The sequence below is a fragment of the Tardiphaga sp. genome, assembly GCF_028290785.1.
Taxonomy (GTDB): Bacteria; Pseudomonadota; Alphaproteobacteria; order Rhizobiales; family Xanthobacteraceae; genus Tardiphaga.
Map to the genome: position 1 here is coordinate 1 of NZ_JAQGJD010000237.1, position 18,224 is coordinate 18,224.

Here is an 18,224-nt window from a genome sequence, read left to right on the forward strand (position 1 = left end):
TATAGCCGCCGAGCAGGCGGCGCGACCAACGAGCGAGAACCGCCGCCAGCGCGGCGCCGCATAGCAGACCGATGACAACCGCTTTGAAGGAGATCGCCGCCAGCGGCAGCGCCGCCAGCGTCATCGCGACGAGCGCGAACCACAGTTCGTTCGAGCGCACCGGCGCCTCGACGTAGCTGACCTTCATAGACGCGGTATCGCCGGCATAGCTCAGATGATTCATCACGAAGGCCGGCGCGGCGCGCGCGGCGGCATGCGCGGCGATTAGCGCCGCCGGTCCGGCCCACATTGGCAGGTCGGCAATCGCCGCCACCCGCAGTGCGACACCGAGCCCGAGCGCCAGCGCGCCATAGGTCCCGATCCGGCTGTCCTTCATGATGGTCAAGCGCTTCTCGACGCTCCATCCGCCGCCGAAACTGTCGGCAGTATCGGCCAGGCCGTCTTCGTGAAAAGCGCCGGTGACGATGATGCTCGCGACCACCGCCAGCAGCGCCGCAATTACCGGGCTCCAGAACTCGTTGGCGAGCAGCAGCACGATTGCCGAGACAAGGCCGACACCGGCGCCAACCACCGGAAAATACTTCATCGCTCGCGCCAGCCAGTCCGGTGCCATCTCTCCGACGGCATCTGGCACCGGCACGATGGTGAGGAAGCGGATCGTATTGAGCAGTTCACCGGGCAGCCGCATCAGATGTTTCCCGCCATCACGTCGTCGAGGCTCGCGACGTCGGTGAGCATCCGCGCGGCGGCGCGCACCAGCGGCACCGCGAGCAGCGCGCCGGTGCCTTCGCCGAGCCGCAGTCCGAGATCGAGCAGCGGTTTCGCGTCGAGCGCTGCCAGTACGATGTCGTGGCCGCGTTCGGCCGAGCGATGCGCGAACACGCAATAGCCGCGCGCCGCTGGGCACAGCCGGACCGCCAGCAATGCGGCGGCGGTGGAGATAAAGCCGTCGATGACCACAGGCCGGCGCTGCGAGGCCGCGCCGAGCACGGCGCCGGCCATCATCGCGATCTCCAGCCCGCCGAATTCGCAGAGCACCTCGAACGGCGCCATGGCATCGCTGCGCGCTGCCGCCTTCTCGATCGCCGCGCGCTTGCGCGCCATGCCGCTGTCATCCTGCCCGGCGCCGACGCCGATGCAATCGTCGAGGCCGGCCGGCGCCAGGCGATGCACCAGCAATGCGGAGGAGGCGGTGTTGCCGATTCCCATTTCGCCGAGCGCGATGATGTCGGCGCCGTTCCGGATTTCGCCGACCGCGATCCGGGAGCCCCACGCCAGCGCATCCGCGGCCTGCTGCGGTGTCATCGCGGGCTCGCGCGCGGCATTGGCGGTGCCCATGCGAATTTTCGCATCGATCAGGCGCGGATGCGCCGGCAGTTCGGCGGCGACGCCGGCATCGATGACACGGACTTCGACGTCAGCGGCAGCCGCAAAGGCGTTGGCGGTGGCGCGGCCGGCGAGATAGGTCATCACCATACCAACTGTGACGGCCGCCGGATATTGCGACACGCCTTCGGCCACAAGCCCGTGATCGGCGGCGAACACCAGCAGTACCGCATTGTCGCCGCGCGGTTCGCCGGGATGGCGGATCATGCCGAGCTGGGTGGCCAGATCCTCGATCCGGCCCAGCGAGCCCGGCGGCTTGGCCTTGTCGTCGATCCGGGCGCGCACCGTCGATTCGATCTGCGGATCGAGCGGCACGATAGCGGGCGGCTGCCACATAAGCGGGAAATTGGCGGTCATCGGGTTCCTTTCGCGGGAGCCTAACTGACGCAACGGCGGGCAGCGGGTCAACAGCCGCGACGTCGCCACGGTTGACCCCGGAGACCCCGCCCGGTAGCGTCGCGCCCGATGGTCCTTCCGCGTGGAAGGTGAATAGGGAAGCCGGTGCGAGCGTTCACATATTGAGAATGCTCCATGCCGGCGCTGCCCCCGCAACTGTAAGCGACGAGTCCTCGCCGGTGCCACTGGGATTTCCCGGGAAGGCGGATGAGGGCAACGACCCGCGAGCCAGGAGACCTGCCATCAACAACTGTGCTTTGGAGGCGTCGTCGGGGCGGGGTGCACCGGACGGGAGCGAGTTGCCGGTGGATGCCGTCAACGCGACCCAACAAAGCTCGCGGCCTACTCAAGGCACGACTGTGAGCACGTTATGGATCGCGACAACGCCGAACTCTCGGGCGAATTACTGGTTGAACCGCCGCGCAGCCATGCGCCGGCCGGTCCCGTGATCGTCAGCGTCTGCATCTCCTGCAAGGCCAGCGATGGCAGCGGCGTCGTGGTCGGCCCCGACATGTTCGAGGCGGTGAAGGCCGCGCTTGGCGACGGCGAGGCTGCCGTGATGGTCCGCCCGGTGCAGTGCCTCAGCGTCTGCAAACGGCCCGCGACGGTCGCTGTCACCAGCCCCGATGGCTACACTTTTCTGTTCGGCGACCTGCAGACCGACAGCGGCACCGACGCCCTGGTGTCTTTCGTGCAGTCCTATCGGAAATCCGACTACGGCCTGGTGCCGTGGCGTGAACGCGCCGAAGTTTTGCGAAAAGGCATGGTGGCGCGGGTGCCGCCGATGCGCTGGTCGCCGGACGACGGACGTGCGCCGAAATGAGCGCGCTGGTCACCACGCTGGTGCTCGGCGGCGCGCGCTCCGGCAAATCGGCGTTCGCCGAGCAACTGATCGATCACAGCAACCTGACGCGAATCTATCTCGCGACGGCAACTGCCGGCGACGACGAAATGTCAAAGCGCATCGCGCAGCACCGAGCGCGGCGCGGCGATGGCTGGACCACCGTCGAGGAGCCGCTGGCGCTGGTCGATACGTTGACCCGCGAGGCGGTACGCGGCCGCGCGGTGCTGGTGGATTGCCTGACGCTGTGGCTGTCCAACCTGATGTTCGCCGAGCGCGATCCGGAGATCGAGGCGCGCCGCCTCGCGCGTTTTCTTGGCGTGGCGAAATATCCCATCGTGTTCGTCTCCAACGAGGTCGGCATGGGCCTGGTCCCGGAGACGCCGCTCGGCCGCGCCTTTCGCGATGCGCAGGGCCGGCTCAATCAAATCGTCGCCGCCGCCGTGCCGCAAGTCGCCTTCATCGCAGCCGGCCTTCCGCTCTGGCTGAAACGCCCATCCCAGGAGTTCTGATATGTCCCGCGTCCCCGTTACCGTGCTCACCGGCTTCCTCGGCGCCGGCAAGACCACCTTGCTGCGCTCGTTGTTGACCCAGGCCGATGGCCGCCGCATCGCCGTGATCGTCAACGAATTCGGCGATGCCGGCTTCGATGGCGGCCTGGTGGAAGAGTGCGCCGCCAACGCCTGCGCGCCGGGCGACATCATCGAGCTCACCAACGGCTGCATCTGCTGCACCGTGGCGGACGACTTCATCCCGACCATGGACCGACTATTGTCGCGCGATATCCCGCTCGACGCCATCGTGATCGAGACCTCCGGCCTCGCGCTGCCGCAGCCGCTGCTGAAGGCATTTGCCTGGCCGGCGGTGAAAACCCGCGCCACCGTCGATGGCGTCGTGACCGTGGTCGATGCGCTGGCGCTGTCGGAAGGCCGCGTGACGCTCGACGAAGACGCTGTGGCCGAGCAGCGCGCGAAGGACGAGGGCATCGAGCACGACGATCCGATCGAGGAAGTGTTCGAGGACCAGCTCGCCTGCGCGGACCTCGTGGTGCTGTCGAAGAGCGACCTGGTGACGGCGGCGCAACTCACCGAAATCGAAGCGAAGCTAAAGGCCGTGCTGCGCCCTGGCGTCAACATCGTGCGCTCGAAGGGTGAACTCGCGCCCGCGGTGCTGATCGGCCTCAACGCCGCCGCCGAAGACGACATGGCCGTTCGGGTCGGTCATCACGGCGAGGAGGAAGAGCACGATCACGATGATTTTGACAGCATCGTGGTGACGCCGTCGGCCGCGGCCAGCGTCGATGCGATGCGCGCCCGCGTCAGCGATGCGCTGGGCCTCGAAGGCGTGCTGCGCGTCAAGGGCCATGCCCGGATTTCCGACAAGGCCGCGCCCATCGTGGTGCAGGCCGTCGGCAGCCGCGTCGAACTGGCGTTCGGCCGACCCGACGTCAAGCGGGCTGAGCACCTGGTGGTGATCGGGCTGAAGGGATTTGACGGCGACGCGGTGCGCAGGGCGCTGGCGTAGTAGACTGGGCAAAGGCGGCCGCTGCTCTTCTCCCTCCCCCCGCGTCTTCGCGGTGGGGAGGGTGGCCGGCCGATAGGCCGGTCGGGTGGGGGCGCCACGAGCGTTAGAGTTCGCGGCGCCCCCACCCCGGCCTCCGCTTCGCTCGGCCGACCCTCCCCACCGCGAAGACGCGGGGAGAGGGATACCGCACCGTCATCGCGCAACATAAAGGCCACTCGCCCGCATGCACCTGAAGCTCGACCCATCCGGCAGTATCGACGACGGCGACGTTGCCCGCGACCTCGGGCAGGATACCGCCGACATCGTCGTGCTGTCCGCGGCGGACAGCGATCTGGCGGCGTTCAACTCGGCGCATGCGACGCTGCGAACCGATTTTCCCAGCGTGCGGCTGACCAACCTGCTGGCGCTCGGCCATCCCGCTTCGGTCGATCTCTATGTTGAGCGCACGCTGGCCAAGGCGAAGATCGTCGTGCTGCGCATGCTCGGCGGTATCAGCTACTGGCCGCACGGCGTCGAGAGCCTGCGTTCGGACGCCCTGCGCCGTGGTACCCTGTTCGCCTGCATCCCCGGCGAAATGAACTGGAACGCCGAACTCGCCGCGCGCGGTACCGTGGACAGCGAAGCGACCCATGCGCTGTGGCGCTATTGCACCGAGGGCGGCATCGACAACGCGCAACTGGCGCTGCGCTTCGCCGCGCATCTGATCGGCCATGGCGAGGAGCCGCCGGTGGCGCGGCCGATGCCGTCGGCCGGGTTCTGGCCGAACGAGCCCGCCAGCGACGGGCGGCCTAATGCCATCGTCATCTTCTACCGCGCGCTGGTCGCTGGTGGCGACACGGCTGCCATCGGCGCGCTGCGGCTGGCGCTGCAAGCCCGCGGCCTCAATGCCGTCTGCCTCTATGTCACCAGCCTGAAGGACGAACGCTCCGCCGCCTTCCTGCACGCGGCGCTGGCGGCGCATCCGGCTGATATCATCATCAACGCCACCGCCTTTGCCACGGCTACCGCCCACGACGACGCCGGCGTACTGTCCGCGTCGGGCTGCCCGGTCCTGCAGGTGGCGCAGGCCGGCATTTCCCGCGCAAGCTGGGAGGCCTCGACCCGCGGCCTGACGCCGCGCGATCTTGCCATGCATGCGGTGCTGCCGGAAGTCGACGGCCGCATCTTCGCCAATGCCATCGCTTTCAAGGAGCGCGGCGACAGCGATACCGGCTTCGCCCCGGTGACGCTGCAGCCGGTACCCGACCGTATCGACGCCACCGCCGATCTGGCGCGCGCCTGGGTGCGCTTGCGCCGTGCCAAAGCGCCCGAGCGTCGCGTGGCGCTGATCCTCGCCAACTATCCGAACCGCGATGGTCGCCTCGCCAATGGTGTCGGCCTCGATACGCCGCAGAGCCTGATCGATGTGCTCGCCGCGATGCGCGGCACAGGTTACGCGGTGGACGGCACGCCGGATGAGGCCGCCGCGATGATGGCCTTGCTGCAGCAGGGGCCGACCAACGCGCTCGCTGATCGCGCCGCGCGAAACGGCGGCGCTTCGTGGTCGCTCGCGGAGTATGCGGCGGCGTTTGCGACGCTGCCGGACAATGTGCAGCGCGCCGTCGAAACGCGCTGGGGCAGGGCTGAGAACGATCCGCATGTCCTAGATGGCGCATTCCGCCTCGGCCTGCATCGCTTCGGCAATGTCGTGGTCGGCGTACAGCCCGCGCGTGGCTACAACATCGATCCGAAGAGCACCTATCACGATCCCGATCTGGTGCCGCCGCATCATTATCTGGCGTTCTATCTCTGGCTTCGCCGCGACTTTGACACCCACGCCATCGTGCATCTCGGCAAGCATGGAAACCTGGAATGGCTGCCGGGCAAGAGCGCCGGGCTGTCGGTCGACTGTCTGCCCGATGCGGTGCTGGGGCCGCTGCCGCATCTCTATCCTTTCATCGTCAACGACCCCGGCGAAGGCATCCAGGCCAAGCGCCGCGCTTCTGCTGTCATCATTGATCACCTGACGCCGCCGATGACCCGCGCGGAATTGCACGACGATCTGGCGCGGCTGGAAAACCTGGTCGATGAGTATGCGCTGGCGGCCGATCTCGATCCGAAACGCGCCGCGGTGATCGCCGAGGATATCCTGTCGATGGCCCGCGCGCAGCGGCTCGATGCCGACGTCAACGTGACAAGGGACACCCCGAACCACGAGGCCTTGCGCGCGCTCGATGCGCATCTCTGCGATCTCAAGGAAATGCAGATTCGCGACGGCTTGCATGTGTTCGGCCGCACACCGGAGGACGCCCAGCGCAACGATCTGCTGGTCTCGATCGCGCGGCTACCGCGTTCGGAGACCAAACCGCAGGACGCGTCATTGCATCGGGCGATTGCCGCCGATCTGGGCCTCGGCGATTTCGATCCGCTGACGCGCGATCTGGCGGACGACTACACAGGACCAAGGCCAGTAGTGTTGGCCGAGATCAGCGATGCGCTGTGGCGAACCACCGGTGACACCGTGGAACGCATCGAAGCTCTGGCGCTGCAATTGGTAGTCGCAGCAGGCGCCCCAAACGCAGTGTCGTCCCCGCGAAAGCGGGGATCCATAACCTCCGAACAAGAAAGTGAAACTCAGTCTCTGCCGTCGAGCAAACTTCTGTCTGCACGGCGTATGGTTCCCCGCTTTCGCGGGGACGACACCGAGTTTGCTGAAACCGACTGGCCCGCCACCTCCGCCGTCCTCAGTTGGATCGCCTCCACGCTCCGTCCCGCCATCGACGCCTGCGGCGCGGCCGAGATGGCGGCCTTCCTCACCGGCCTCGATGGCAACTTCGTCCGTCCCGGTCCGTCCGGTGCGCCGACGCGCGGGCGGCCCGACGTGCTGCCGACCGGCCGAAATTTCTTCGCGGTCGATGTCCGCGCGGTGCCGACGCCGTCGGCGTGGCGGATCGGGCAACTCGCCGCCGAACGCCTCGTCGAGGGCTACTGGCAGGAAGCCGGCGAATGGCCGCGCGCCATTGCGTTGTCGGCCTGGGGCACCTCGAATATGCGCACCGGCGGCGATGACGTCGCTCAGGCGCTGGCGCTGATCGGCGCGCGTCCGCTGTGGGAGGAAACCTCCGGCCGCGTCACCGGCTTCGCCATCACGCCGCTGTCCGAACTGAAGCGCCCGCGCATCGACGTCACCTTCCGTGTGTCGGGCCTGTTCCGCGATGCGTTCCCGACCCAGATGGATATCATCGGCTCGGCCGTCGCCGCCATCGCACTGCTCGATGAACCCGACGAGGCCAATCCGATCGCGGCCAATGTGCGGGCCAAGGCGCGGGCGCTCGAAGCGGGTGGCATGCCAAGCGAGATCGCGCAGCGCCAGGCGGCGCGACGGGTATTCGGCTCCAAGCCCGGCGCCTATGGCGCAGGCCTGCAGGCGCTGATGGACGAGGGCGGCTGGGACACGCGCGCCGATCTCGCCGACGTCTATCTCGACTGGGGCGGCTACGCCTATGGCAGCGGAATCGACGGTGAGGACGCGCGCGGCGATTTTGCCGAGCAACTCAAGGGCATCGATCTCGTGGCCCAAACCCAGGACAATCGTGAACACGACATTCTCGATTCCGACGACTACTACCAGTTCATCGGCGGCCTCGCGGCGACGGTGCAAACCCTGCGCGGTTCCGCGCCGCGGATAGCCCATATCGATACCTCGCGACCGGAAGCGCCGATCGCGAGGCCGCTCGCGCACGAGATTTCGCGGGTGGTTCGGGGCCGCGCCGCCAACCCGAAATGGATCGCCGGCGTCATGCGCCATGGCTACAAGGGAGCTTTCGAGATTGCGGCGACAGTGGACTATCTGTTCGGCTTCGCCGCTTCTACCGACGTGGTGTCGAACCACCATTTCGACCAACTGTTCGCCGCTTATCTTGAAGACGAGCGCGTGCGCGCTTTCATGCACGAGGCCAATCCGGCGGCCTTGCGCGAGACCGCCGCGCGCTTCGCTGAAGCCATCCGCAGGGGGATGTGGACGCCGCGCTCCAACCGCGCCGCCGACCTGATCGCCGAATTAATGCCGACACAGAAGGAAATCGCATGACCGAACTCTCCCACGACGACGAGAACGCCAGGCACAAGATCAAAGCGGCCAAGCACAAGGCCGCAAAGGACAAGATCATGGCCACCAAGACCGGTGAGAAAGGTCTGCTCATCGTCCACACCGGCACCGGCAAGGGCAAGACCTCCGCCGCGCTGGGCATGGTATTTCGCCATATCGGTCACGGCTATCCCGTCGGCATCGTGCAGTTCACCAAGTCGCCGGAGTGGGACACCGGCGAGGCGCGACTACTGAAGACCTTCCCTGACCTAGTGACGCTACACATCATGGGCGAGGGTTTTACCTGGATCACCCAGGACCGCGAACGCGATATCGCGGCGGCCACTGCGGGCTGGGAGCGCGCCAAGGAAATGATCCGGGACGACCGCCACCGCATGGTGCTGCTCGACGAACTCAACATCGTGCTGCGCTACGACTACCTCGATCTCGAAGAAGTGCTGAAATTCCTGCGTGACGAGAAGCCGGCGGACAAGCACGTCGTCATCACCGGCCGCAATGCCAAGCCGGAGCTGATCGAGATGGCCGACCTGGTCACCGAGATGACGCTGATCAAGCACCCGTTCCGCGCCGGCGTGAAGGGCCAGAAGGGCATCGAGTTCTGATGCCTGTTACCCCCGCGCTGATGATCCAGGCCACCGGCTCGAACGCCGGCAAGTCGACGCTAGTCGCGGGCCTGGCGCGGGCGCTCGTGCGGCGCGGGTTGAAGGTGGCGCCGTTCAAGCCGCAGAACATGTCAAACAATGCGGCTGTCGCCATCGACGGCGGCGAAATCGGCCGCGCGCAAGCGGTGCAGGCGCGCGCGGCCAGAATGGCGCCGAGCGTGCACATGAACCCTGTGCTGCTGAAGCCGGAGACCGACATGGGCGCGCAGATCATCGTGCAGGGCAAGCGCTGGGGTACGTTGCGCGCCAAGAGCTATCTGGAGAAGAAGGCCGCGCTGCTGCCGGCGGTTCTGGAAAGCTTTGCGCGTCTCGCCCGCGAGGCCGACATCGTTCTGGTGGAAGGCGCCGGCTCGCCCGCGGAGATCAATTTGCGCGCCGGCGATATCGCCAATATGGGCTTTGCTCATGCTGCCAACGTGCCGGTGCTGCTGGCCGGCGATATCGATCGCGGCGGCGTCATCGCCAGCATTGCCGGCACCCATCTGGTGCTGGAGCCCGAGGAACGCGCGCGTATCCACGGCTTCATCATCAACAAGTTCCGCGGCGATCCCGCGCTGTTCGACAATGGCCTGACCGCGATCACGCGGCTGACCGGATGGCCCTCGCTTGGCGTCGTGCCATGGCTGCCGCAAGCCGCCTGGCTACCGGCCGAAGACGCGGTCGATCTCGATCGCACGCACGCGTCGTCAGGGACGCGCATCATCGCCGTGCCGGTGCTGGCGCGGATCGCGAATTTCGATGATCTCGATCCGCTCGGCATGGAGCCCGGCGTGAAACTCGTGTTCGTGCGTCCGGGCGAACCGATCCCGGGCAATGCCGACGTGGTCATTATTCCCGGCAGCAAGTCCACCATCGGCGATCTGGCTTATTTGCGCGCGCAGGGCTGGGACATCGACATCAAGGCCCATGTGCGCCGCGGCGGCCACGTGCTCGGCCTGTGCGGTGGCTACCAGATGCTCGGCAGGACCATCGCCGATCCCGATGGCGTCGATGGCTCGCCCGGCACGGTCGATGGACTCGGTCTGCTCGATATCGCCACGCTGATGAGCGCCGACAAGTCCACCACGCTGATATCGGGCACGCATTGCGCGACGGGGGCCGCGATCGAAGGCTACGAGATTCATCTCGGCCGCAGCGAAGGCACCGACTGCGCGCGGCCGCTGCTGACGATCGATGGCCGTCCGGATGGCGCGGCCTCGATCGACGGCCGCGTGCAAGGTACCTACGTCCACGGCCTGTTTACCAGCGATGCGTTTCGCAAGGCGTGGCTGGCGAATCTCGGTATCGCCTCGACGCTGGCCTATGAGACGCGGATCGAAACAGCGCTCGATGCGCTGGCCGATCATTTCGAAACCCATCTCGATATCGAGCAGATGCTGAAGATCGCCCGCAGCCGTCAGAGCACCAACGACAGTGACGCATAAATCACCGCCTGCAGTGCGCACGCCGCGACTAACAGCTTTAGCGCCTGTCCGATATCGTTCGCGGTAGCGTCCTTGCGCGCTTCTTCGTTGAGCCAGGGCTCGTTGGCTTCGCCTTCGGCATAGCGCCTTGGCCCGGACAGCGCGATGCCGAGCACGCCGGCCATGGCGCTTTCCGGCCAGCCGGCATTGGGCGAGCGATGCTGGGCGGCGTCACGGAACATGATGTTCTTTGACGTCGCGATCGAGCCGCTTACCACCGGCGCGACAACGGCGATCAACAACCCCGACAGCCGCGCCGGGATCAGGTTGACGAGATCGTCGAGCCGCGCCGCCGCCCAGCCGAAGGCTTCATAGCGCAGGCTGCGATGCCCGATCATGGAATCGGCGGTGTTGATGGCCTTGTAGGCGATCAGGCCGGGCAGGCCGAACACCGCGAGCCAGAACAGCGGCGCGACGATGCCGTCGGAAAAATTCTCCGCGGTGGATTCGATCGCCGCGCGCGACACCCCGGCTTCATCCAGTTGCTCCGGATCGCGCCCGACGATCATCGCCACGGCTTTTCGCGCGGCAATTAGCCCGCCATCCGCGAAGGCGTCGCGGACGCGGGCGACGTGCTGGTACAGGCTGCGCTGCGCCAGTAGCACCGATGCGAGAAATCCCTTTGTCGCGATGCCAACCCAGCCCCGGGGCACGAAAATTTCGATCAGCAGACCGATAATCGCGGCACCAATCACCAGCCACATCACGGCGCCGACGCCGGCCAGCTTGCGCTGCTGCGGCGACCAGGTCGCGATGTTCAGTTCGCGCTCGAGGGCGCCGATCGCATGGCCGATCCAGACCACCGGATGCGGTAACCTGCGCCAGATCACATCGGGATCGCCGATCACCGCGTCGAACAGGATCGCGGCTACCACTATCCAGAGCGCGTTGTCGGCGATCAGCACTCAGCGCTCCACGCGCTCGAGTTCGGACGCCAGCCGGTCCAACGCTTCCGCCAGCATCGGGCCGCCGCAGTTGATCAGCTTTTCCGGAACCACCAGACGTTTCGACGCCGGATAAAACCGCTGCAGCGCGGGATGCAGCAGGAAGGCTCGGCCCTCGTCTTCGGCAAAGCTGCTGCCTTCCGCCAGCAGCAGGAAGTCGGGCTTCAGGCTGACGATCGCCTCCAGCGAGGCGAAGCCGCCGGTGCGCAGGCCGAGATCCTTGGCGGCGCTGGTCAGGCCGACCGCCGACAGCAGCGCGCCGGTCAGGCTGTCGCTGCCCGACACCCAGCCGCGCCGCGACAGCGCCAGCACCCGGTATTGCTTGCGCGCCGCGACCTCGCGGGCATGAGCGATGGCGACGTCGAGCCTGGCCACCACTGCGACGGCGCGGTCGCGATGCCCGACCACGTCGCCCATCCGCAAGATCTGCTTCTTCACATCGTCCATCGAGCGCGGCACGTCGAACTCGACGACGTTGAGGCCCTTGTCCTTCAGCAACTCGCGGGTGGCGCGCTTGGTATAGCGGCCGGCGACCACGATATCCGGCTTCAGCACCAGCACGTCCTCGGCTTCGCCGGACAGCAGCGGGAACTGCGCGGCCTTCGCTGCATCCCACGAGCGCGCGTTATCGCGCGCATAGGGGCTGAGGCCCAAGATCTGCGCGGGATCGGCCAGCGTCATCAGCAGCTGGTCGGTGCACAGATTGATCGAAGCGAGGCGCGGCAGCTCGGCGGCGAACGACGGACCTGCGATGGCAAGGCAGAGGATGCTGCCGAGCGTAACAAACCTGCGGCGCGGCCCCTCGCGCTTGGCGCGGGATGATGGCATGAAGCTCCCATGAAACATGGCGGCGATCTTACCGAAGCAATGGCGCAGTATGGCGGCGACGCCGCGGCGTGGCTCGATCTTTCCACCGGGATCAATCCCTGGCCGTGGCCGATAATCGATCTTCCCGACAGCGTCTGGCGCCAACTGCCGTCGCGCGCCGCCGAACAAGCGCTGCTCGCCGCCGCGCGAACCGCTTATCGCGTGCCCGAGGGAATCGACATCGTCGCGGCTGCCGGCACGCAGGCGCTGATCCAGTGGCTGCCGTATCTCGCCGCGCCCGGACCTGTTGCCGTGCTCGGCCCGACCTATAGCGAACATGCATCGGCCTGGCGCGATGCCGGCCATGAGGTGATCGCGATCGACGATCTCGCCGCCTTGCCGGCCAATGCCGTGCACGCTGTGATCGTCAATCCCAACAATCCTGACGGACGCATTGCCGATCACGCCGAACTCGCTGATGTCGCGGCCAGGCTGCGGCAGCGCGGTGGCTGGCTGGTGATCGACGAGGCCTTTGCCGATGTCGATCCGGCGATCGGCGCGGTTGCGCTGTGTGCGCATTGGCCCGTCGTGATCCTGCGCTCGTTCGGTAAATTCTATGGCCTGGCCGGTTTGCGGCTCGGCTTCGCAATCGGCGCGCCGGAGATCGCGCGGCGCATCGCCACCGCGCTCGGTGCCTGGGCCGTTTCCGGCCCGGCGCTGCATGTCGGCACCGCGGCGCTGAACGATGCGGTGTGGGCCGATCGCATGCGCGAGAGGCTGGCCAGTCGAGCGAAGCAGCTCGACGGCGTCCTCACGCATTCCCGCTGCGAGATCATCGGCGGCACGTCGCTGTTCCGGCTGGTGCGGCATCGCGAAGCGCTGAAGCTGCACGCCGAGCTGGCACGACGGCAGATCTGGTGTCGCCGCTTCGACTACGCTGACGGTTGGCTGCGGTTCGGCCTGCCGCCGGACGACCGCGCGCTGGATCGTCTGGCCGCCGCACTGAAGCCGAGCTCGTAGCGACGTCATGGTTTAGATCCCCGACCAAGGCAGGATCACCGTCTCGCTGCGGTAATCCGCGCGATAGGCGCTGATGCGGAACACGTCGGCCATGATGGTATCGGACAGCGCCTTGCTCGGCGCGCCGTGTGCGACCAGGCGGCCATCCGACATCACCAGCACGGTATCAGCGAAGCGCGCGGCGAGGCCGAGATCGTGGGTGACCACGATCACCAGCACGCCGTCGTCGGCGACCTTCCGCAAATTCTTCATGACGTCGAGCTGGTATCGCGGATCGAGCGAGGCGGTCGGCTCGTCGGCCAGTACGATCGGCGCCTCCACCGCCAGCACGCGCGCCAGCGCGACGCGGCTGCGTTCGCCGCCGGACAGTTCGGTCACGCGGCGGGCTGCGAACGGCATTACCTCGGTGGCCTGCATCGCACGCTGCACGGCGGCTTCATCCGTGGCCGACAGCCGCGCCGGATCGGTGCCGCCATGCGGATAGCGACCGAGCGCGACCACGTCCTTCACGTCGAGCGGCCAGTGCACCACATGGCCCTGCGGCAGATAGCCGAAGCGCTTGGCGCGTTCGCGCAGCGACAGCGCGGAGAGCGCTTCGCCGCCGACCTGGATAGTGCCGGTCGAGGCCTGCAAGCCGGCCAGCGCGCGCAGCAGCGTGGTCTTGCCGGCGCCGTTCGGCCCGACCAGCGCGACCAGATGTTTCGGTTGCAGCGACAGAGAAACATCATGCAGCACTGCGCGGCCGGCCAGCGTGACGCCGAGATTGGCTGCGGTGAGCAAAGCGAAATCGCTCATGCGATACCTCCGCCCAGCGCGCGGCGTTCGCGCACGATCAAATACAGGAAGAACGGCACGCCGATGATCGAGGTCAGCACGCCGACCTTGATATCGGTGGTGGAGGGAATCAGGCGCACTGCAATGTCAGCGGCGAGCAGCAAGGCCGCGCCGGTCAGCGCGCTGGGGACGAGCAGGCGTCCGGGATCGTGACCGATCAGCGGGCGCATCAAATGCGGGGCGATCAGGCCGATGAAGCCGATGGTGCCGGTGACTGCAACGGCGCCGCCGACGCCGAGCGCGACGCCGACGATCACCAGCAGCCTGAGACGGCCGACGTCGACGCCAAGACTCTGCGCGGTCTCCTCGCCGAGGCTGAGCGCACGAAACGCGCTGCGCCGGGTCATCAGCAGAATCGCGCCGGCGATGATGAAGGGCAGCGCGAGCTGCACATGGCGGAAGCTGCGATCCTCCAGCGAGCCGAGCAGCCAGAATGCAATCTCGAGCGCGGCGAACGGATTGGCCGACAGGTTCATCACCAATGCTGTCGCAGCACCGGCGAGGCTGGAGATCGCCAGGCCCGCGAGAATCAGCAGCAACAGTCCAGCGCTGCGGCCGGCGATGCTGAGCAGCACGAACACCGAGACGAAGGCCATGGTGATGCCCGCGACCGGCAATGCCCAGGAGCGCACGTCGGCCCAGCCCAGCGCGATCATCAGCACCGCGCCGAACGCCGCCGATTGCGGCGCGCCGAATAGCGATGGCGAGGCCAGCGGATTGCGCAACAGGCCCTGCAGCGCCGCGCCGGACAATCCCAGGATCGCGCCGATGGCGAGACCCAGAATCGCCCGCGGCAGGCGGATTTCACGCACGATGGTCTGCTGCACGTCGCTGCCGCCGCCGAACAGCGCATCGAGCACCGTGACCGGTGAAAGCTTCACCGGTCCGGTGCCGAGCGAGCCCAGCGCCAGCAGCGCCACCAGCACGGCGAGGACGACCGTTGTGACAACGATGGGACGTCGTGCGGATGGAGCTGGGATCACCATGTGGCGTTGAAGCCTGCATAGGCCGCAGGTCCCGTGGTGCCGAAGTTGAGCACTTCCTGATAATGTTCGTTCAGGATGTTCTCGCCGCGTGCAAACACCTTCCAGTTGGCGTCGATCTTGTACTCGCTATAGAGATCGACCCGCGTATAGGCATCGACCTGACCGACCTGGTTGGCGCTGCTGAAGCGCTTCGACACGCTGGTGATGCGCGGTTCGATCAGCCATCTGTCGGTGGGCGTGATCGTCAGCGCGAAGCGGGCGAGGTTTTTCGGCCGCCGGGCGAGGATGGCGCCGTTCGCCTGATCGACGGCGTGCAGATAGGTGTAGGCGACGTTGAGCTTCATCAGGCCGGGCAGGATGTCAATATTGCCGCCGAGCTCGATGCCGTTGGTCTCGGCACGGGCGACGTTGATGTAGCAGCCCGTCGTCTGGCTCGCGAGACAGGGATTGGCGACGGCTGTAGGCGACACGAAGTTGATCAGGTTGCTGTAGTCCGCTGCAAAGCCGGTCAACGATACGACCACGCGGCCATTGAACAGGCTCTGGTCAATTCCGGCGTCGTAGCCGAAATTTTCTTCCGAAGCGAGCGATGGCGTTCCGTTAGCCGGCGAGTAGAGCTGGAACAGCGTCGGCGCTTTGGCGCCGGTGCCGGCGCTGGCGCGAAACTTGGTGCCTGTCTCGAAGATATTGTAGGCTGCGGTGGTACGCCATGTCTCGAAGCGCCCGACATCGACCACATCATCGACACGGCCACCCACGGTGATGTTGAGCCGCTCGCCGATCGGCAGCGACCACAGCGCGAACAGCGAGTTGGTGTCCTGCGCCTTGCCGATCACGGGCGTCAGGAAACCGCGCGTCGGCAGGATCGCCGTGGTGTAGGTTTGGGCGGTTTCGTGCTGGGTGCGGGCGCCGTAGACCAGCGAACCGAGAGGACCCATCTTCAGCGTCGCCTGGTATTCCGCACCAACGCTGTCGCCGATGTAGTCGGAGATGATCTGCGTCGTCGTAATCGCGTTCCTCGCAGTCGCGTAGGTGGTCTCGTTGAACGAGCGCTCGACGTGGGTATCGAACACATTGACGCTGTGGGTCAGCACGCCGTCCAGCGTGTCGATGGTGGCGCGGCCCCAGACCTGCTGCAATTGCTTTGTCGTCGCCGATGGCGTGTCGGGAAACGTGCCGGTGGCGGCGTCATAGGCCGAGCGGGTGTAGGAGGCGAGGTAGCCGGTTTCCAGCTTGACGCCTTCGCCCGCATCATAACCGATCCGCGCGGAGCCGCCGAGCCGGTCGTAGCCGTCGTTCTCCAGATTCGGAAACCGCGCTTCCAGCGCCGGGATGCGGTAGCCGTAACGTGAAAAGCCGTTGCTGTGCTGGCCGCCGCCGGTGAAGGCGTAGGACCATGGCCCGGTCGATCCCGTCATCGATCCGTTGGTCGAAGCAGTGCCATAGCTACCGCCTTCGGTGCGGACGTTGAACTGCGCTGGGCCGGAGCCCTTCTTGCTGATGAAGTTGATGACGCCGCCCATGGCATCGGAGCCGTACAGCGCGCTTTGCGGTCCTTTCAGCACTTCGATGCGTTCGATCGCCGATGGCGTGAACATCGCGAAGTCGTAGTCGCCCGATGCGGCGGTGGGATCGTTGACGCGGATACCGTCGATCATCACCAGCGTCTGGCCGGTATTGCCGCCGCGCAGCCGCACATTGGTGGTGCCGCCGGGGCCGCCGGTTTCGGTAATGTCGAGGCCGGGCACGGTGCGCAGCGCATCGACCAGCGAGCCGGGATTGCTGGTGGCGATGGTTTCGCCGCTCACCACGCTGATGGCGCTGCCGGACTTGCTGATCGGTTCGGAGGTTCTGTCCGCCGTGACCACCACATCGGGCAATCGTTCTGGGCTGGACTGGGCGCGCGCGGCGCCATTGATACAGGACAAAGCAAACACGGCTGCCGTACCGGCAGCGAGATTCCGGATAACCATAAGACCCCTTCCGTCGACCCACCGTCGAACGAGTTGATATGAGTCACCGGCCGGTCTCCTGGCTCGCGGTCGTCTCCCGATCCGCCTTCCCAGACTTGCAGGGCAAGTCCAGTGGCGCGTGGATCGCGAATGGCCGCATACAGTTGCGGGGGCAGCCGCGGAATAGGGGAGTAATCCCCGTACCGCATTCCCGTTTCACCTCCTCGCGGAGGCACCGATGACGAAAACACAGGAAGCACAGCGCGCGGCGCGAGGCAACTGGCAATGCCGGCGTATCACCCGACTCTGGCGGCGCGGCGGGAACCAACTTTCGGCCGGCGAATTATCCGGACGTCATCCACACGGGAGATCGCCATGAAAAAATTGATGCTGTGCGCCGTCGTTGCAGGCCTGATGCTGTCGTCGGTCGCGGCCGAAGCCAAGGGCTGCATCAAGGGCGCGATCATCGGCGGCATTGCCGGGCACTATGCCGGGCATGGCAAGGTCGGCGTTGTCGCGGGTTGCGTGATTGGGCGTCACGAGGCAAACAAGGCCGATGCCGAGCGGGCGCAGCAATCGCGGCAGGCGCAGCCGTCGAATCAGAATGGCCGCATCTGAACTGAAATACTGCCGGGACGAGCCGGCAGTTGCTAAATTTTGATCCAATTGACTGGTTCAACAGAACCTCGACCTTGCGGTCGGGGTTCTTTTTGTCTCTTGCGATCCCAGGACGAGAACGGACGAACGCGGTGCTGCACAGGGATATCTACTGGCTCGGCAAGCAATGGGCCGTCACCGGCTACGGCATTCAGGCCGTCAGCAACAAGCATGAGATGCGATTCGACGTGCCGGCCACGGATATCTGGGGTGCGGATCTCGATGCGCCGATGCGCGATCTGCCATGGTTCGACGCCGCCGATTTCGCAGAAGCGCTCGCCGTGGCGCGCCAGCGGGCGCAGGAAAATCCACGGACCTTCCAGCCGCCGATGAGCGACGAGCGATAGCAGCGTCCCGGCGCTGCGCGCTGTAGCGCGTCCGGGACACGAATCTGAGCGTCGCCGCGCTTTCCCGATACAATTTCAAACAGCCAAGTGACCGCATTCTCGCGGCGCGTGAGCGTCCGAGGTTTGATCATTTCTCCCCTCGAAGCATGAGGGGAGGCGGCGCGCCGAGCGGCGCGTGGGGTAGCGTTTGTCGCGATCCGCTTCGCCGTCGGCGACGAAGCCGCAACCGCGTCGCCTCTCGGCGCGCCACCGCGGCGATTTTTGGCCGGGGGACCGTACTTCCGGGCCAGGCTGCGACCACTTGGGCCGCGGATCCGG

At 66.5% G+C, this 18,224-nt stretch carries 16 protein-coding genes and 2 riboswitches; of the genes, 9 read left to right on the plus strand and 7 right to left on the minus strand.

The genetic code is table 11. The features are described 5' to 3' along the window. Both JWR89_RS14680 and cobT read right to left on the minus strand, forming a co-directional pair. A partial coding sequence (locus JWR89_RS14680; protein WP_299717397.1) for an adenosylcobinamide-GDP ribazoletransferase occupies positions 1–688 on the minus strand: 688 nt, incomplete at its 3' end. Beyond that, positions 688–1,743, minus strand: a complete 1,056-nt coding sequence (gene cobT / locus JWR89_RS14685) for a nicotinate-nucleotide--dimethylbenzimidazole phosphoribosyltransferase (RefSeq protein WP_299717398.1) — start codon at positions 1,741–1,743, stop codon at positions 688–690. The genes JWR89_RS14680 and cobT, both read right to left, overlap by 1 nt. Positions 1,744–1,835: 92 nt before the next feature. Next, positions 1,836–2,042, plus strand: a riboswitch (cobalamin riboswitch). A gap of 110 nt (positions 2,043–2,152) precedes the next feature. Here cobT and JWR89_RS14690 point away from each other — a divergent pair. The 6 genes from JWR89_RS14690 (at position 2,153) to JWR89_RS14715 (ending at position 10,320) form a co-directional block, all read left to right on the plus strand. Beyond that, positions 2,153–2,605, plus strand: coding sequence for a DUF1636 domain-containing protein (locus tag JWR89_RS14690; protein WP_299717399.1), 453 nt, complete (start codon positions 2,153–2,155; stop codon positions 2,603–2,605). Continuing rightward, complete coding sequence (gene cobU / locus JWR89_RS14695; RefSeq protein WP_299717400.1) at positions 2,602–3,135, plus strand: bifunctional adenosylcobinamide kinase/adenosylcobinamide-phosphate guanylyltransferase; 534 nt, start codon at positions 2,602–2,604, stop codon at positions 3,133–3,135. The genes JWR89_RS14690 and cobU overlap by 4 nt, the downstream gene beginning before the upstream one ends. Position 3,136: 1 nt before the next feature. Beyond that, complete coding sequence (gene cobW / locus JWR89_RS14700; RefSeq protein WP_299717401.1) at positions 3,137–4,147, plus strand: cobalamin biosynthesis protein CobW; 1,011 nt, start codon at positions 3,137–3,139, stop codon at positions 4,145–4,147. 223 nt (positions 4,148–4,370) lie between these two features. Continuing rightward, positions 4,371–8,216, plus strand: a complete 3,846-nt coding sequence (cobN, locus tag JWR89_RS14705) for a cobaltochelatase subunit CobN (protein ID WP_299717402.1) — start codon at positions 4,371–4,373, stop codon at positions 8,214–8,216. After that, positions 8,213–8,836 carry a cob(I)yrinic acid a,c-diamide adenosyltransferase gene (gene cobO, locus JWR89_RS14710; protein ID WP_299717403.1) on the plus strand — a complete coding sequence of 208 codons (624 nt, stop codon included), beginning with the start codon at positions 8,213–8,215 and terminating at the stop codon, positions 8,834–8,836. The genes cobN and cobO overlap by 4 nt, the downstream gene beginning before the upstream one ends. Beyond that, positions 8,836–10,320 (plus strand): cobyric acid synthase, encoded by a 1,485-nt coding sequence (locus tag JWR89_RS14715; RefSeq protein ID WP_299717404.1) that lies wholly within the window; start codon positions 8,836–8,838, stop codon positions 10,318–10,320. Before cobO ends, JWR89_RS14715 begins: the two co-directional genes overlap by 1 nt. Here the strand turns inward: JWR89_RS14715 and cbiB are convergent. Both cbiB and JWR89_RS14725 read right to left on the minus strand, forming a co-directional pair. Next, the gene (gene cbiB, locus JWR89_RS14720) at positions 10,293–11,264 is read right to left on the minus strand and encodes an adenosylcobinamide-phosphate synthase CbiB (RefSeq protein WP_299717405.1); all 972 of its coding nucleotides are present in this window, start codon (positions 11,262–11,264) and stop codon (positions 10,293–10,295) included. The two genes, JWR89_RS14715 and cbiB, sit on opposite strands and share 28 nt — an antisense overlap. Further along, entirely contained in the window at positions 11,265–12,131 is an 867-nt protein-coding gene (locus JWR89_RS14725; RefSeq protein ID WP_299717406.1) for an ABC transporter substrate-binding protein, read from the minus strand. It abuts the gene before it with no gap. A 9-nt stretch (positions 12,132–12,140) separates the two neighbouring features. On the opposite strand from JWR89_RS14725, the gene cobD reads away from it, so the two are divergent. Further along, positions 12,141–13,130 (plus strand): threonine-phosphate decarboxylase CobD, encoded by a 990-nt coding sequence (gene cobD, locus JWR89_RS14730; RefSeq protein WP_299717407.1) that lies wholly within the window; start codon positions 12,141–12,143, stop codon positions 13,128–13,130. Between the two features lie 12 nt (positions 13,131–13,142). On the opposite strand, the gene JWR89_RS14735 is transcribed toward cobD, so the two are convergent. Genes JWR89_RS14735 through JWR89_RS14745 form a run of 3 tightly spaced genes read right to left on the minus strand, consistent with a single transcriptional unit; the run spans position 13,143 to position 16,923 of the window. Continuing rightward, positions 13,143–13,925: an ABC transporter ATP-binding protein gene (locus JWR89_RS14735; protein WP_299717408.1), complete on the minus strand. Its 783-nt coding sequence runs from the start codon at positions 13,923–13,925 to the stop codon at positions 13,143–13,145. Further along, entirely contained in the window at positions 13,922–14,950 is a 1,029-nt protein-coding gene (locus JWR89_RS14740; RefSeq protein ID WP_299717409.1) for an iron ABC transporter permease, read from the minus strand. The genes JWR89_RS14735 and JWR89_RS14740 overlap by 4 nt, the downstream gene beginning before the upstream one ends. After that, positions 14,944–16,923, minus strand: a complete 1,980-nt coding sequence (locus JWR89_RS14745) for a TonB-dependent receptor (protein ID WP_299717410.1) — start codon at positions 16,921–16,923, stop codon at positions 14,944–14,946. Before JWR89_RS14745 ends, JWR89_RS14740 begins: the two co-directional genes overlap by 7 nt. A gap of 30 nt (positions 16,924–16,953) precedes the next feature. Next, positions 16,954–17,157: riboswitch (cobalamin riboswitch) on the minus strand. 120 nt (positions 17,158–17,277) lie between these two features. Between JWR89_RS14745 and JWR89_RS14750 the strand changes: the two genes are divergently transcribed. Further along, entirely contained in the window at positions 17,278–17,520 is a 243-nt protein-coding gene (locus tag JWR89_RS14750; protein ID WP_299717412.1) for a hypothetical protein, read from the plus strand. A gap of 131 nt (positions 17,521–17,651) precedes the next feature. After that, a complete protein-coding gene (locus JWR89_RS14755; RefSeq protein WP_299717411.1) occupies positions 17,652–17,906 on the plus strand; it encodes a hypothetical protein in 255 nt (84 codons plus the stop codon). Positions 17,907–18,224: the final 318 nt, after the last annotated feature.

Excerpts from the sequence above, each read along its gene's own strand:
- JWR89_RS14715 (WP_299717404.1), top strand. The coding sequence starts at position 8,836 with ATGCCTGTTACCCCCGCGCTGATGATCCAGGCCACCGGCTCGAACGCC.
- JWR89_RS14745 (WP_299717410.1), bottom strand. The coding sequence starts at position 16,923 with ATGGTTATCCGGAATCTCGCTGCCGGTACGGCAGCCGTGTTTGCTTTG.
- cobU (WP_299717400.1), top strand. The coding sequence starts at position 2,602 with ATGAGCGCGCTGGTCACCACGCTGGTGCTCGGCGGCGCGCGCTCCGGC.
- cobO (WP_299717403.1), top strand. The coding sequence starts at position 8,213 with ATGACCGAACTCTCCCACGACGACGAGAACGCCAGGCACAAGATCAAA.
- cobT (WP_299717398.1), bottom strand. The coding sequence starts at position 1,743 with ATGACCGCCAATTTCCCGCTTATGTGGCAGCCGCCCGCTATCGTGCCG.
- JWR89_RS14690 (WP_299717399.1), top strand. The coding sequence starts at position 2,153 with ATGGATCGCGACAACGCCGAACTCTCGGGCGAATTACTGGTTGAACCG.
- cobD (WP_299717407.1), top strand. The coding sequence starts at position 12,141 with ATGAAACATGGCGGCGATCTTACCGAAGCAATGGCGCAGTATGGCGGC.
- JWR89_RS14725 (WP_299717406.1), bottom strand. The coding sequence starts at position 12,131 with ATGCCATCATCCCGCGCCAAGCGCGAGGGGCCGCGCCGCAGGTTTGTT.
- cobW (WP_299717401.1), top strand. The coding sequence starts at position 3,137 with ATGTCCCGCGTCCCCGTTACCGTGCTCACCGGCTTCCTCGGCGCCGGC.
- cobN (WP_299717402.1), top strand. The coding sequence starts at position 4,371 with ATGCACCTGAAGCTCGACCCATCCGGCAGTATCGACGACGGCGACGTT.
- JWR89_RS14735 (WP_299717408.1), bottom strand. The coding sequence starts at position 13,925 with ATGAGCGATTTCGCTTTGCTCACCGCAGCCAATCTCGGCGTCACGCTG.
- JWR89_RS14740 (WP_299717409.1), bottom strand. The coding sequence starts at position 14,950 with ATGGTGATCCCAGCTCCATCCGCACGACGTCCCATCGTTGTCACAACG.
- JWR89_RS14750 (WP_299717412.1), top strand. The coding sequence starts at position 17,278 with ATGAAAAAATTGATGCTGTGCGCCGTCGTTGCAGGCCTGATGCTGTCG.